The sequence below is a fragment of the Pseudomonas sp. D2002 genome, assembly GCF_013385735.1.
GTDB lineage: Bacteria > Pseudomonadota > Gammaproteobacteria > Pseudomonadales > Pseudomonadaceae > Aquipseudomonas.
The window spans coordinates 401,149-415,754 of record NZ_JACAPL010000005.1; the positions used below are offsets into that span (position 1 = coordinate 401,149).

The 14,606-nt window shown below is 59.5% G+C and carries 15 protein-coding genes; 2 read left to right on the forward strand and 13 right to left on the reverse strand.

Features of this window, described 5'->3' with window-relative positions:
* Positions 1–108: 108 nt before the first annotated feature.
* Together recJ and HX783_RS12495 are read right to left on the reverse strand one after the other, a co-directional pair.
* Entirely contained in the window at positions 109–1,818 is a 1,710-nt protein-coding gene (recJ, locus tag HX783_RS12490; RefSeq protein ID WP_177017061.1) for a single-stranded-DNA-specific exonuclease RecJ, read from the reverse strand.
* 237 nt (positions 1,819–2,055) lie between these two features.
* Positions 2,056–2,598: a YaeQ family protein gene (locus HX783_RS12495; protein WP_159959596.1), complete on the reverse strand. Its 543-nt coding sequence runs from the start codon at positions 2,596–2,598 to the stop codon at positions 2,056–2,058.
* A gap of 149 nt (positions 2,599–2,747) precedes the next feature.
* Here HX783_RS12495 and HX783_RS12500 point away from each other — a divergent pair, with 149 nt between their 5' ends.
* A complete protein-coding gene (locus HX783_RS12500) occupies positions 2,748–3,947 on the forward strand; it encodes a CaiB/BaiF CoA-transferase family protein (RefSeq protein ID WP_177017062.1) in 1,200 nt (399 codons plus the stop codon).
* Positions 3,947–4,831, forward strand: coding sequence for a TIGR02285 family protein (locus tag HX783_RS12505; protein ID WP_177017063.1), 885 nt, complete (start codon positions 3,947–3,949; stop codon positions 4,829–4,831). The genes HX783_RS12500 and HX783_RS12505 overlap by 1 nt, the downstream gene beginning before the upstream one ends.
* A 182-nt stretch (positions 4,832–5,013) precedes the next feature.
* Here the strand turns inward: HX783_RS12505 and HX783_RS12510 are convergent, their stop codons facing one another.
* The 11 genes from HX783_RS12510 to ffh form a co-directional block, all read right to left on the reverse strand.
* Complete coding sequence (locus HX783_RS12510) at positions 5,014–5,298, reverse strand: DUF3509 domain-containing protein (RefSeq protein ID WP_159959602.1); 285 nt, start codon at positions 5,296–5,298, stop codon at positions 5,014–5,016.
* Between the two features lie 211 nt (positions 5,299–5,509).
* Entirely contained in the window at positions 5,510–6,919 is a 1,410-nt protein-coding gene (gene thrC, locus HX783_RS12515) for a threonine synthase (RefSeq protein WP_177017064.1), read from the reverse strand.
* 67 nt (positions 6,920–6,986) lie between these two features.
* Positions 6,987–8,291 (reverse strand): homoserine dehydrogenase, encoded by a 1,305-nt coding sequence (locus HX783_RS12520; protein ID WP_159959606.1) that lies wholly within the window; start codon positions 8,289–8,291, stop codon positions 6,987–6,989.
* Between the two features lie 121 nt (positions 8,292–8,412).
* A complete protein-coding gene (locus tag HX783_RS12525; RefSeq protein WP_177017065.1) occupies positions 8,413–9,150 on the reverse strand; it encodes a thioredoxin fold domain-containing protein in 738 nt (245 codons plus the stop codon).
* 151 nt (positions 9,151–9,301) lie between these two features.
* Entirely contained in the window at positions 9,302–10,198 is an 897-nt protein-coding gene (xerD, locus tag HX783_RS12530) for a site-specific tyrosine recombinase XerD (RefSeq protein ID WP_177017066.1), read from the reverse strand.
* Between the two features lie 153 nt (positions 10,199–10,351).
* Positions 10,352–10,765 (reverse strand): acyl-CoA thioesterase, encoded by a 414-nt coding sequence (locus HX783_RS12535; RefSeq protein WP_003193963.1) that lies wholly within the window; start codon positions 10,763–10,765, stop codon positions 10,352–10,354.
* Between the two features lie 82 nt (positions 10,766–10,847).
* Positions 10,848–11,198 (reverse strand): 50S ribosomal protein L19, encoded by a 351-nt coding sequence (gene rplS / locus HX783_RS12540; protein ID WP_003175895.1) that lies wholly within the window; start codon positions 11,196–11,198, stop codon positions 10,848–10,850.
* Positions 11,199–11,243: 45 nt separating this feature from the next.
* Positions 11,244–12,017, reverse strand: coding sequence for a tRNA (guanosine(37)-N1)-methyltransferase TrmD (trmD, locus tag HX783_RS12545; protein ID WP_174554031.1), 774 nt, complete (start codon positions 12,015–12,017; stop codon positions 11,244–11,246).
* A complete protein-coding gene (gene rimM, locus HX783_RS12550; protein ID WP_003175898.1) occupies positions 11,999–12,535 on the reverse strand; it encodes a ribosome maturation factor RimM in 537 nt (178 codons plus the stop codon). The genes trmD and rimM overlap by 19 nt, the downstream gene beginning before the upstream one ends.
* A 5-nt stretch (positions 12,536–12,540) precedes the next feature.
* Positions 12,541–12,792, reverse strand: a complete 252-nt coding sequence (rpsP, locus tag HX783_RS12555) for a 30S ribosomal protein S16 (RefSeq protein ID WP_159959612.1) — start codon at positions 12,790–12,792, stop codon at positions 12,541–12,543.
* Positions 12,793–13,043: 251 nt separating this feature from the next.
* A complete protein-coding gene (gene ffh, locus HX783_RS12560; RefSeq protein ID WP_003193965.1) occupies positions 13,044–14,420 on the reverse strand; it encodes a signal recognition particle protein in 1,377 nt (458 codons plus the stop codon).
* Positions 14,421–14,606: the final 186 nt, after the last annotated feature.

Here is a 14,606-nt window from a genome sequence, read left to right on the forward strand (position 1 = left end):
GAGCGGGCTTGCTCGCGAATGCGGTGGATCAGTCACAACATCTTTGACTGACACACCGCATTCGCGAGCAAGCCCGCTCCCACATTGTTTTTGTGGCGCTGGTGAAAACTAGCGCGGTTCGATATGCGCAATCATCAACTGCACAGTTTCATTCCCACGAAACTCGTTCACGTCCAGCTTGTAGGCCAACTCCACCCAACGCACTGTCGGGTTAGGCCAGACTTCACGGTCTACACCAAACGCAATGCCATCGAGCTTCACCGACCCGCACTCACTCTTGAGCACCACCTTCAGGTGCCGCTCTCCCACGACGCGCTGCTCGACCAACTGAAACACGCCGTGAAACAACGGCTCGGGAAAGTGCTGCCCCCACGGCCCGGCATGCCGCAAGGCGCGCGCCAGTTCCAGGTGAAACTCTTCCACCGCCAACGTACCGTCAGACAGCAGTCGGCCAGTCAGGTCTTCTTCACGCAGTTGCCGACGCACTTCAGCGTCGAAGGCTTCGGCAAACAGTGGGAAGTTTTCTTCAGGCAAGGTCAAGCCAGCCGCCATCGCGTGGCCGCCGTATTTGGCGATCAGGTTGGGATGCTGGCTCGCCACGACCGCCAGGGCGTCACGGATATGAAAACCCTGCACAGAGCGCCCTGAGCCCTTGAGCAGGCCATCACCGGCGTCGGCAAAGGCGATGGTCGGGCGGAAATAGCGCTCTTTCATCCGCGACGCCAGAATGCCGATCACACCTTGGTGCCATTCCGGGTCGAACAGGCACAAGCCGTAAGGCATCGACTCCACCGGCAAGTCCTTGAGCTGGGCGAGCGCCTCGCGCTGCATGCCCTGCTCGATGGATTTGCGGTCCTGGTTCATACCGTCCAGTTGCGCCGCCATTTCCCGTGCGGCAGCGACGTCGGTAGTGAGCAGGCATTCGATGCCCAGGCTCATATCGTCCAGGCGCCCGGCGGCGTTCAGGCGTGGCCCGAGGATAAAGCCGAGGTCGGTGGAGGTGATGCGCGCGTGATCGCGCTTGGCGACTTCAAGGATCGCCTTGATCCCCGGCCGCGCACGGCCGGCGCGAATACGTTCCAGGCCTTGATGGACGAGGATGCGGTTATTGGCGTCCAGGGGCACCACGTCGGCGACGCTGCCCAAGGCCACCAGGTCAAGCAATTCGCCGATGTTCGGCTGAGGCTTGTTGTCATACCAACCCAGGCTGCGCAACCGCGCGCGCAAGGCCATCAGCACGTAAAAGATCACGCCTACGCCGGCCAGCGCCTTGCTGGGGAACTCACAGCCAGGCTGGTTCGGGTTGACGATGGCATCTGCCGCCGGCAACTCATCACCCGGCAAGTGGTGGTCGGTGACCAACACCTTCAACCCTGCCGCCTTGGCCGCCGCTACGCCTTCGACGCTGGAGATGCCGTTGTCCACGGTGATCAGCAACTGTGGCTCGCGCTGCAGCGCCACCGCGACGATTTCCGGGGTCAGGCCGTAGCCGTACTCAAAGCGGTTAGGCACCAGGTAGTCGACATGGGCCGCGCCGAGCAACCGCAGGCCCAGGGTGCCCACGGTGCTGGCTGTGGCGCCATCGGCGTCGAAGTCACCGACGATCAGGATGCGCTGGCGCTGCTCCAAGGCCACCACCAGCAGGTCCACCGCTGCATCAATCCCCTTGAGCTGCTGGTAAGGAATCAACCGCGCAAGGCTCTTGTCCAGCTCGGCCTCGGACTGCACACCGCGTGCGGCGTAGAGACGGGTCAACAGCGGTGGCAATTCACCGAGAAACGGCAGGACAGCAGGCAACGGGCGAGGATCGATACGCATGGGGTGACGGAAACTTCTCTTCTAGTACAACGGTTAAACAACAATGCTGAAAACAACATGGATCAACTGTAGAAACCGGCTTGTGTAGGAGCCAGCTTGTGGGAGCTGGCTTGCCTGCGATGCAGACACCTCGGTCTTTCAGCCATACCGAGGTGATGCTTTCGCGAGCAAGCCCGCTCCCACACAAGCCCGGCTCCCACATCAAGCCAGCTCCCAAACAAGCCGGCACCTACAGGGTCAACCGCGCTCGCCGGCCAGCCATTCCAGCTGGACTTCGTGCTGGCCACGGTCGTCAGTCACAAAAACCGTGCCTTCGCTGATCATCACGTCCCACTTGATCACCCGTGGCATGTCCTTGGCCAGGGTTTCCAGGATTTCCTGGGGCACGGCGGCGATGTGCACATTTTTCAGGTTTTTCGCCACCGGCACTACTTTGCCTTCCCAGACGCGCAGGCTGCCATAGGCCAGCAACGTGGTGCGTTCGGTGCGACGGGAACACCAGGTCAGGCGGTCCGCATCCGGCTGGCCGACTTCGATCCAGTGCAGGACGCGGTCATCCAGGCTTTTTTCCCACAAGGCTGGTTCGTCTACATCTGACAGGCCACGACCAAAAGCCAGCTGCTCGTTGTAGAAAAGGGCGTAGGCCAGCAGGCGCACAGTCATGCGCTCTTCGGTTTCCGAAGGGTGGCGGGCGATGGTCTGTTTGACGCTCTCGTACACCGAACGATCGAGGTCGGTGAGGTTGAGTTCGAATTTGTAGGTCGTGGACGGCTGGGCCATGAACGGGCTTCTAGAGACAGGGAAAGGCGGCCAGTCTAACCGATGGTGGGGCCAATCAACGAATACTGCACTGCATCATCCTTATCCCTGGGCCGCTCGCCTATGTTAAAAGGCATCACACCACCGCCCTGCGCTTGCTAAGGATCCTCATGTCGTTTAATGCCAAACCGCTTGCCGGCCTGAAAGTCATCGAACTGGGCACCTTGATCGCCGGCCCGTTTGCGTCACGTATTTGTGCCGAGTTCGGGGCCGAAGTGATCAAGGTCGAATCCCCGGACGGCGGCGACCCACTGCGCAAATGGCGCAAGCTGTATGAAGGCACTTCACTGTGGTGGTTCGTGCAGGCACGTAACAAAAAGTCGCTGACACTCAATCTCAAGCATCCGGATGGCCTGGCGATCCTCAAACAGTTGCTGGCGGATGCCGACATCCTGATCGAGAACTTTCGCCCCGGCGTGCTGGAAAAACTCGGCCTGAGCTGGGAAACCCTGCATGCCCTGAACCCCAAGCTGGTGATGGTGCGTCTTTCAGGCTTTGGCCAGACCGGGCCGATGAAAGACCAGCCGGGGTTTGGTGCGGTGGGTGAATCGATGGGCGGCTTGCGCTATATCACCGGTTTCGAAGACCGACCGCCGGTGCGCACCGGGATTTCCATCGGCGATTCGATTGCCGCCTTGTGGGCGGTGATCGGCGCGCTGATGGCGCTGCGTCATCGTGAAGTCAACGGCGGCCTGGGCCAGGTGGTGGATGTGGCGCTGTATGAAGCCATTTTCGCCATGATGGAAAGCATGATCCCGGAGTTCGATGTGTTCGGTTTTATCCGCGAGCGCACCGGCAACATCATGCCCGGCATCACGCCGTCGTCGATCCATACCAGCGCCGATGGCAAGCATGTGCAGATCGGTGCCAACGGTGATGCGATCTTCAAGCGTTTCATGAGCGCGATCGGCCGTGAGGACTTGGCCAATGACCCGCAACTGGCCAGCAATGATGGGCGCGATAGCCGCCGCGATGAGCTGTACGGCGTGATCGACCGCTGGGTCAATTCGCTGCCGCTGGACCAGGTCGTCGAGCAGCTCAACACGGCAGACGTGCCCGCCAGCCGCATCTACAGCGCTGAAGACATGCTTGGCGACCCTCAGTTTCTGGCGCGGGAAATGTTTCTCAAGGCCCAGTTACCGGGCGGCAAGGACTTCAAGATGCCGGGGATTGTGCCCAAGCTCTCGGACACCCCCGGCAGTTGTGAATGGGTCGGCCCGCAGTTGGGCGAGCACAACAGCGTGGTGCTCAACGCGTTGGGCTATGACGCGCCAGCCATTACCCGCTTGCGTGAGGATGGCGCGATCTGATGGCTCGTCCGCGCAAGCGCCGGCTCATCCATCTGTACCTCGCCGGCGCGATGTTCGGCGTATGGCCATTCTTTGCGCACGCCGAGGAAACCTTGATTTGGCTGCTGCGTGACTTGCCGCCCATCACCATTTTCGAGGGCCCGCAGAAAGGCCAAGGGGCGCTGGACCAGTTGCTGCCGATACTCAGCGAGCGCCTGCCGGAATACCGCCACACGGTCATGCACGTCAACCGTGCGCGCGGCATTCAAATGTTGCGCTCGCCCTCCCTCACCTGCGACCCGTCGCTGTTGTGGACCGCGGAACGCGCCAAGTACGTGGTGTTTTCCAAACAGGCATTTGTGGCGGTGGCCAATGGGGTGACCATCCGACGCAGCCAGCAGCAAGCACTGGCGCCGTTTATCGTCGAGGGCCAATTCGACCTGCAAGCCTTTCTCGACTCCCATAAGGCACGGATCGGCGCAACCGCCGAGCGCAGCTATGGCCCTGTGATCGATGAACAGCTCAAAGGCGTTGACTCACACACCTTGGCACTCCATTACGGCAATGACGCCCTTGGGAGCCTGTTGCAAATGCAGCGCTTGGGGCGATTGGAAGCGGTGTTGGGCTATTGGCCAGAAATTCGCTATCACGCCAAGCAACAGGGCATCGCCGCCCAAGACCTGATGTTCTACGCCATCAAAGGCTCAGCGCCTTACCAGCGCACGCATATCGGTTGCTCGAACACGCCGCAAGGCCGCCAGGCCATGACGCGCATTGACCGGGTACTACGCGATATCCCACAGGCGCAACTGCAGCAATCCTACGCCTCATGGCTGGACCCAGGCATGCGTGAACAGTATTTGCGCGACAACCCGAGGTTTTTCCAGGATTCCCCCGAGCCCTGAGCAGCCACAGGGTAAATCGCAGGCAAAAAGAAACCCCGAAGAGTGGGGAGACACTTCGGGGTTAAACGTGGCCTACAAAGACCAGTACAACAAGCCACAAACACCGGAGCACAATGTTTGCTCTTGCTGTTACAAAATCTGACCGGCCATGCTGTAGGAAGTTTCGCCGATTAAATTTTTCTTCATGCGACGGCAGCGCCACGCGTCTGTGCAGCGTTACGCAGGGCCGCGATGACCGAGGGTTCCAGGCGACCTTCGGCGATTTTCAGGTCGCGCAACAGGCAATCCACCACATCCACCAAAACGCGCTTGTCGGTCAATTGTGCGCGGTCGACTTCACGCTCGACAACGATGGCACCGGCCGGATTCTTCACGGTCACCAGGCACTCGTCCTGCACACCCGAGGTGGTCAACGTAACCTGATAAGGGCTCAGTGCTTCTTCGAGCAATAGGCTGATATTTTCCATCTCGATCACCACTCAATAGTTCGGGAACAATCGTTTCAACGGCAGCTGCCTCTATCCTAAGTGACTGGTTATGTCGTAGGAAAGTTCGCTTTATCGTCTTTACGCGGTCGTCAGGGAGTGACGTCAACCAGCATGCGCTTGCAACATGACAGACAAAAAACGCCGCTGACCCAAGGAAGGGAAAGCGGCGTTTTTGTCTACGCGGTTCGCCTTACAACGGCTTGCCCCGATTCCCGTGCTGGCTGACAAACGCCTGCACTGTCTTCAGGTCATTGGCCAGCACCGTGCAACGCTCTTCACGTTCGAACAGGTCAGCCAAGTGCTCCGGCAATTCCAGCGCCTTGCCCACACCTGCCTTCTCGACCGCTTCCGGGAACTTGACCGGGTGAGCGGTGCCGAGGATCACCATCGGAATGTCCAGGCTACGACGGCATTCGCGCGCAGCCTTCACGCCGATAGCGGTGTGCGGGTCGAGCAGCTCGCCAGTCTGGGCATAGACTTCGGCGATGGTTTCGCAGGTCTGTGCGTCGTCCACGGCCAGGGAGTCGAACAGCTTGCGGGTTTCGGTCCAGCGCTCTTGCTCGACACTGAAACCGCCACCGCTCTTGAAGCTGTTCATCAGCTCGGCCAGGGCAGCACCGTTGCGACCGTGCATGTCGAACAGCAGGCGTTCAAAGTTCGACGAGACCATGATGTCCATCGACGGCGACAGCGTCGCGTGCAGGGTTTCCTTGACGTACTGGTTGCCGCTCATGAAGCGGTGTAGGATGTCGTTGCGGTTGGTGGCGACGATCAACTGGTTGATCGGCAGGCCCATGTTGCGCGCCAGGTAACCGGCGAAGATGTCGCCGAAGTTGCCGGTCGGCACCGAGAACGACACCGAACGCGCCGGGCCGCCCAGCTGCAGCGCTGCATGGAAGTAGTAAACGATCTGGGCCATGATCCGCGCCCAGTTGATCGAGTTCACCGCTACCAGGCGTGTGCCTTTCAGGAAGCTCTGGTCAGCGAAGCTGTTCTTGACCATTTCCTGGCAGTCATCGAAGTTACCTTCGATGGCGATGTTGTGGATGTTCTCACCAAAAATGGTGGTCATCTGGCGACGCTGTACTTCCGACACGCGCTTGTGCGGGTGCAGGATAAAGATGTCGACGTTTTCGCAGTGCTTGCAACCTTCGATGGCCGCCGAGCCGGTATCACCCGAGGTGGCACCGATGATCACCACGCGCTCGCCGCGTTTTTCCAGCACGTAATCCAGCAGACGACCGAGCAGTTGCAGAGCGAAGTCCTTGAACGCCAGGGTCGGCCCGTGGAACAGCTCAAGCACCCACTCGTTGCCATTGAGCTGACGCAATGGCGCGATGGCGCTGTGGGAAAACACGCCGTACGTCTCTTCCAGGATCTTCTTGAAGTCTGCATCCGGAATGCTGCCGGTGACGAACGGGCGCATCACGCGGAACGCCAGTTCGTGGTACGGCAGGCCGGCCCAGGAAGCGATTTCTTCCTGGGTGAAGCGTGGCAGGTTTTCCGGCACGTACAGGCCGCCGTCAGTGGCAAGGCCTGCCAGCAAAACGTCTTCGAAATTCAGGGCCGGTGCCTGGCCGCGGGTGCTGATGTAACGCATGACTGGCTCCTCTAAAACATTCTCGAACAGAGGCCGCCGAATGCGCGGGGCCCCTGGAACAAATCGGTTAGTTCAAGTGCTCGACGCGAATCCGCACCACCGGGCCGACCACACCTTGCAGGGCTTCGAGGGCGGCGATGGCATCGTTCATGTGCTGCTCGAGCACGCGGTGGGTCAGCAGGATCATCGGCACCTGGCCGTTTTGTTCCTCGACTTCCTTCTGCATGATCGACTCGATGTTGATACCGCGCTCCGACAGAATACTCGCCACCTGGGCCAACACGCCCGGATGATCCTGGGCCTGGATGCGCAGGTAGTAGGCGCTTTCGCATGCTTCAATCGGCAAGATCGGGTGAGCCGACAGCGAATCCGGCTGGAAGGCCAGGTGCGGTACACGGTTTTCCGGGTCGCTGGTCATGGCGCGAACCACGTCCACCAGGTCAGCGATCACCGACGAAGCAGTTGGCTCCATGCCGGCGCCCGCGCCGTAGAACAATGTAGAACCGGCAGCATCGCCGTTGACCATCACCGCGTTCATCACGCCATTGACGTTGGCGATCAGGCGGTCGGCCGGGATCAGCGTCGGGTGCACACGCAGCTCGATACCGGCCGGTGTGCTGCGCGCCACGCCCAAGTGCTTGATGCGGTAGCCCAGCGCTTCGGCGTAATTCACGTCCGCAGTGGTCAGCTTGGTGATGCCTTCGGTGTAGGCCTTGTCGAACTGCAGCGGGATGCCAAAGGCGATGGACGCCAGGATGGTCAATTTGTGCGCAGCGTCGATGCCTTCCACGTCGAAGGTCGGGTCGGCTTCGGCGTAGCCCAGGGCCTGGGCTTCGGCCAGCACGTCTTCGAAGGTACGGCCCTTCTCGCGCATTTCGGTAAGAATGAAGTTACCGGTGCCGTTGATGATGCCGGCCACCCAGTTGATGCGGTTGGCGGACAGGCCTTCACGAATCGCCTTGATCACCGGGATGCCGCCGGCCACGGCGGCTTCGAACGCAACGATCACGCCCTTCTCGCGGGCCTTGGCGAAGATCTCGTTGCCATGCACGGCGATCAGCGCCTTGTTGGCGGTGACCACGTGCTTGCCGTTCTCGATGGCCAGCAACACCAGGTCACGGGCCACTGTGTAGCCGCCAACCAGCTCGATGACGATATCGATTTCAGGGTTGGTGGCCACGGCGAAGACATCGTTGGTAATCGCAATACCGGTCGTTTGGAACTGAGGCTTTGGCGAACGCGTGGCAATTTGCGCCACTTCAATCCCGCGCCCTGCACGGCGGGAAATTTCTTCAGCGTTACGCTGAAGTACGTTGAAGGTGCCGCCACCGACGGTCCCTAACCCACAGATGCCTACTTTGACCGGTTTCACTGAAGAACTCCCCATGAAACGGCCGACTCAAGGTCGGCCGTGGAAAACAGCCGCACAACTGCGGCTCTCAATTAATGACCCGCCGACTGTTCGGCGGGCCATGATCGTCAAGGCTCGACGATTACTGCTTACTCGCACCCAGTGCCAGTTTGGCAACTTGTGGCGCCGGCTGGTAGCCCGGAATCACTTGGCCGTCAGCCAAAACGATGGCCGGCGTACCGTTCACACCAATCGACTGGCCCAGGGCGAACTGCTTGGAAACGGGGTTGGCGCATTTGGCGGACTTGATTTCCTTGCCATCGACCATTTTGTCCATGGCGGCTTTCTTGTCGGCCGAGCACCAGACTGCCTGCAATTGCTCGTCACCCGGTGAACCCAGGCCCTGGCGCGGGAACGCTACGTAGCGCACTTCCACGCCCAGCTTGTTCAGCGCAGGCACTTCGGCGTGCAGCTTGTGGCAGTACGGGCAGGTGGTGTCGGTGAACACGGTGATGTGGGTCTTGGTCTCGCCGATGGCCGGGTAAACCACGGTTTCAGCCACCGGAATACCATTGATCAGCTTCGACACGCCCAGGCGCTCGGCTTTCTCGGTGAGGTTGACCGGCTTGCCATCTTTCAATTGAAACAGGTAGCCCTGGACGATGTACTGGCCATCGGCACTGGCGTACAGCACGCGGCTGCCCTTGAGTTTGACTTCATACAGGCCGGCCATCGGGCTGACACTGATGCTTTCGATGGGTGTGTCGAGCTGCAGGTTGGCCAGGCTCTTGCGAATCGTTTGCTCGGCGGCGTCGTCGGCGACAACAAAGGTGGAAACCAACGCAATCGCTGCGGCGGCAATAATCTGGGTCAAGCGCATGGGAACTCCTGAAGGCAGATGCAGGGACGGGAAGGAACACCGGTCTGAAAACACGGGCTGAGGCCGTCCCCTTTGCTAACCGGCAAAGCCTACCACAGTTGGGCCACAGGGCAGACTGCGGTGGGTAAATTGGGCCGTTTCCCACGTAATTTCATCCGCGCGGATGATGCTTGGCGTGCATATCCTGCAAGCGCGCCCGCGCGACATGCGTGTAGATCTGGGTGGTGGATAAGTCGCTGTGCCCAAGCAGCATTTGCACGACGCGCAGATCCGCACCGTGGTTGAGCAAATGGGTGGCAAACGCGTGTCGCAATGTGTGAGGCGAGAGCGCCTTGCCGATCCCGGCCACTTTGGCTTGGTGCTTGATGCGGTGCCAGAAGGTCTGGCGGGTCATCTGCTCGCCGCGCAGGCTGGGGAACAGCACATCGCTGGGCCGCCCACCGAGCAATTCGCCACGGGCATCACGCATGTAGCGCTCGACCCACACAATCGCCTCCTCACCCATCGGCACCAACCGTTCCTTGCTGCCCTTGCCCATCACGCGCAGCACGCCCTGGCGCAGGTTGACTTGCTCCAGGGTCAGGCTGATCAGCTCGGTCACGCGCAGGCCGCAGGCGTAGAGCACTTCCAACATGGCACGGTCGCGCTGGCCAATGGCTTCGCTCAAGTCGGGCGCAGCGAGCAAGGCGTCGACGTCGGGTTCCGACAGGGATTTGGGCAATGGCCTGCCGAGTTGCGGCATATCGATTTGCAGGGTCGGGTCGATAGCGATCAACTTTTCGCGCAGCAAATAACGATAAAAGCCACGCACACCCGAGAGGAATCGCGCGGTGGAACGTGGCTTGTAGTTCTGCTCCAGGCGCCAGGCCAGGTGATCGAGGATCAACTCGCGACCGGCATTGATCAATTCGAGGTTTTTCTCCTGCAACCAGCCATTGAACAGGGCCAGGTCGCTGCGATAGGCCTGGCGAGTGTTGTCTGACAGGCCTTTTTCCAGCCAGAGGGCATCGAGGAAGCGGTCGATCAGAGGGTGGTCAATGGCGGGCATAGGGGCTCAGGCTGATTTCTTGGGTGACTGGTAGATCCTATCGCAGGCATGCCAGCTCCCACATGGGTTTTGTGTTTTGCCTGATAGCAGGATCAACACTGAACAAATCTGTGGGAGCTGGCTTGCCTGCGATAGCCGCGACTCGGTACCGGATCAGTCTACAAACCCGGGCAATACCGGCACCGGGCGCTTGTCAGCATCGATCGCGACAAAGCTGAACACACCCTGGATGGCTTTTTCGCGGCCATCGGCACTCATGCTTTCGACGAACACTTCCACTTCAACCTTGAGGCTGGTATTGCCCACTTTGATCACGCGGCCGATCAGCTCGACGATGGAGCCGGCCGGGATTGCATGGTTGAAGTCGATGCGGTCGGTAGACACCGTCACCAGCGGCAACCGGCAAAACCGCGTGGCGGTGATGAACGACACTTCGTCCATCCAGGCCAACGCAGTGCCGCCGAACAGGGTGTTGTGGTGGTTGGTGGTCGGCGGGAACACGGCTTTGGTCACGTGGGTCACGGACAGGTCGGTACGACGCTGGATTTCTTCGAGGCGGGTGGTCATGGGGAATTACCGGCAAATTGACAAATTTCAGGCACAAAAAAGCAGCCCGTAGGCTGCTTTTTTCTGCATCGGGAAGCTGGACTTAAGCCAGTTTTTCCTTGATGCGAGCTGCTTTACCGGACAGGTCACGCAGGTAGTACAGCTTGGCTTTACGTACGTCACCGCGACGCTTAACGGCCATGCTGTCGATTTGCGGGCTGTAGGTCTGGAAAGTACGCTCTACGCCAACACCGTTGGAGATTTTACGAACAGTGAAAGCACTGTTCACACCACGGTTACGCTTGGCGATTACCACGCCTTCGAACGCTTGCAGACGCGAACGGTCGCCTTCCTTCACTTTCACCTGAACGACAATAGTGTCGCCTGGGGCAAAGGTAGGGATCTCTTTGGTCATCTGCTCTGCTTCGAGTGCAAGGATGATTTTGTTAGTCATGCTGTGCTCCTAAGGTAAGTCGTCGGACCTACCATCGATACGTTGTTAACTATCGTCCCGCGCGAGGATGTATTCCTCGAGCAGCTTCTTCTCTTCTCCAGAAAGCGAGCGGCTTTCCAGAAGATCGGCGCGTCGTTCATAGGTCCGACCAAGGGACTGCTGTAAACGCCAACGCCGGATGTGTGCGTGATTGCCACTTAGCAATACGTCGGGAACACGCTGATCCGCATACACCTCCGGTCGGGTGTAGTGCGGGCAATCCAGCAAACCATCCGTGAAGGAATCTTCCTCCGCGGAGTCCACATGCCCTAAAGCTCCAGGCAGCAGTCGTGTAACCGCATCTATCAGGACCATCGCCGGCAGCTCGCCACCAGACAGGACATAGTCCCCAATCGACCACTCTTCATCGACATGAGCTTCAATAAACCGCTCGTCAATGCCTTCATAGCGACCGGCAATCAGGATCAGTGCTTCCTCATTCGCCAGTTCGCGTACCGCAGCCTGTTTCAGCTGACGGCCTTGAGGGGACAGGTAAATTACCTTCGCCTTCTCCCCGGCGGCGGCCTTGGCCTGAACCAACGCGTCTTCCAGGGGCTTGATCTTCATCACCATGCCCGGGCCACCGCCAAATGGGCGATCGTCCACAGTGTGATGTCGATCCGTCGTGTAGTCTCGCGGGTTCCAACAGGTAAGCTGCAACAGCCCCTGTTTCACCGCCCGACTGGTGATGCCGTACTCGCTGATGGCGGAGAACATCTCGGGAAACAAACTGATCACTTCAATGCGCAAATTAGCCACGCTTAGAAGTCCGCGTCCCATTCCACCTTCATCTCGCCCGCTGCCAGGTCGACGGCCAACACACATTGCTCGGTATACGGCAACAGGCGTTCGCGATCATCCAGGCTGCCAGCGCAAGGCTTGACCACCATTACATCATTGGCGCCGGTTTCCAGAAGATGATCGATTTTCCCGAGCAATTGCCCGAGTTGATCAATAACCTTCAGACCTTCCAGCTGGTACCAGTAGTACTCGCCGTCGGTCAATTCAGGGAACAGGTTGCGCGGCACGCAGATCTCATAACCGGCCAGAAGACGCGCTTCTTCACGATCATCAAGACCCTTGAGCTTTGCGACCAGGAACTTATCGCTCCCGCGTCCACTGACCAGCTCAACCTGTTTCACACTCCCTTCGCGCTTGAGCGTCCAGGTTTTGTACTGCAACAGGTTTTCAGTCGGATCAGTAAAGGAATACACCTTCACTTCGCCGCGAACGCCATGAACAGAGTAAATCTTGCCGATAACGATCAAATCATCAGCAACAGCTGGCGTCGCGTTCATATTGCTCAGGCTGCGGCCTTAGCCGAGTCCTTCAACAGTTTTGCTACGCGCTCGGATGGCTGTGCACCCACGCTCAGCCAGTAGGCTACGCGCTCTTGGTTCACGGACAGACGAGTTTCTTGACCACGAGCAACAGGGTTGAAGAAACCAACCTGTTCCTTGTGCGAACCGTCGCGCGGGTTGCGGCTGTCGGTTACGGTCAAGTGGTAAAACGGGCGCTTTTTGGAGCCGCCAAGGGCAAGACGGATTGTTAGCATGTGAACATCGTTCCTGTAGTCGGTGCTGCAAATCTAAATGCACAGCGGGCATAGGTGCCCGAAAGGCCGCATATTCTAAGGAATATCCGGACTTTTGCAAATGTCTTTTTCTGGCGCCTATCAGCGTGCCACTCAGATCTGCTATAGAGCCGTCGGTTAAAACGGCGAGTCAGCGCCCGCCAACGGCGGGTTTGCTGGAGATCCCACATCCCTGTGGGTCGGAGCAGGAGCTGGGCTCCCGCTCGAATACTTTACATTTTAGGCATGCCACCGCCGGGCAACATACCGCCCATGCCGCGCATCATCTTGGCCATTCCGCCTTTTGCGGAGAATTTCTTCATCATCTTCTGCATCTGCTTGTGCTGCTTGATCAAGCGACCGATGTCCTGCACCTGGGTGCCGGAACCCATGGCGATCCGACGTTTGCGCGAACCGCTGATCAGCTCAGGGTCACGGCGCTCGGCCGGGGTCATGGAGTTGATGATGGCTTCCATCTGCTTGAACTGCTTCTCTGCCGCGCCCTGGGCATTGCCCATTTGCGCCAGGTTCACACCGCCGATGTTCGGCAGCTTGTCCATCAGGCCGCCGAGGCCGCCCATGTTCTTCATCTGTTGCAGCTGATCACGGAAGTCTTCGAGGTCGAAGCCCTTGCCCTTCTTCAGCTTCTTGGCCAGCTTATCGGCCTTGTCCTTGTCGAGCGTGGCTTCGGCCTGCTCGATCAGGCTGAGCACGTCGCCCATGCCGAGGATACGCGAGGCGATCCGCTCAGGGTGGAACGGCTCGAGCGCTTCGCTCTTCTCGCCCATACCGATGAACTTGATCGGCTTGCCGGTAATCGCACGCACCGACAATGCGGCACCGCCACGGGCGTCGCCGTCGACCTTGGTCAGGATCACGCCGGTCAGCGGCAGTGCGTCGCCGAAGGCCTTGGCGGTGTTGGCCGCATCCTGGCCGGTCATGGCGTCGACCACGAACAGCGTTTCGACCGGGTTGATCGCAGCATGCAGCGCCTTGATCTCGCCCATCATCTCTTCATCGATGTGCAGGCGACCGGCGGTATCGACGATGACCACGTCGATGAATTTGAGCTTGGCTTCTTTAATAGCCGCGTTGGCAATGTCGACCGGCTTCTGGCTCAGGTCGGACGGGAAGAAGGTCACGCCCACTTCGCCCGCGAGCATTTCCAGCTGCTTGATGGCCGCCGGACGGTACACGTCGGCCGACACCACCATCACCGACTTCTTCTTGCGCTCCTTAAGGAAGCGCGCCAGCTTGCCGGCGGTGGTGGTCTTACCCGCACCTTGCAGACCGGCCATCAGCACAACGGCTGGCGGCACGGCGCTGAGGTTCAAGTCTTCGTTGGCCGCGCCCATCAGGCTTTCGAGTTCGGCCTGCACGATCTTCACAAAGGCCTGGCCCGGCGTCAGGCTGCGGGACACTTCAGTGCCCACTGCGCGCTCTTTGACCGAGTTGACGAAGTCCTTGACCACAGGCAAGGCAACGTCGGCTTCCAGCAACGCCATGCGCACTTCACGCAGGGTGTCTTTAATATTGTCCTCGGTCAGCTTGGCCTTGCCGGTTACATGGCGCAGCGTCTGCGAGAGACGGTCAGTCAAGTTTTCAAACATGCGCGATCCTTTCAGGCCCTATTCATCGAAATGCATTAGTAGACCGAGGTAGTGGCGGCCCAGGCTGGGGTAAATCGCTATTAAAAACAGCGCTCGGCGAGCCTGCGGCGTGGGCAGGTCGCGGATTATAGCGAAGACTGCGCCTGTGCACACCCGCTCTCTGGCCCGGGAGTCTTTCGTGCAGCG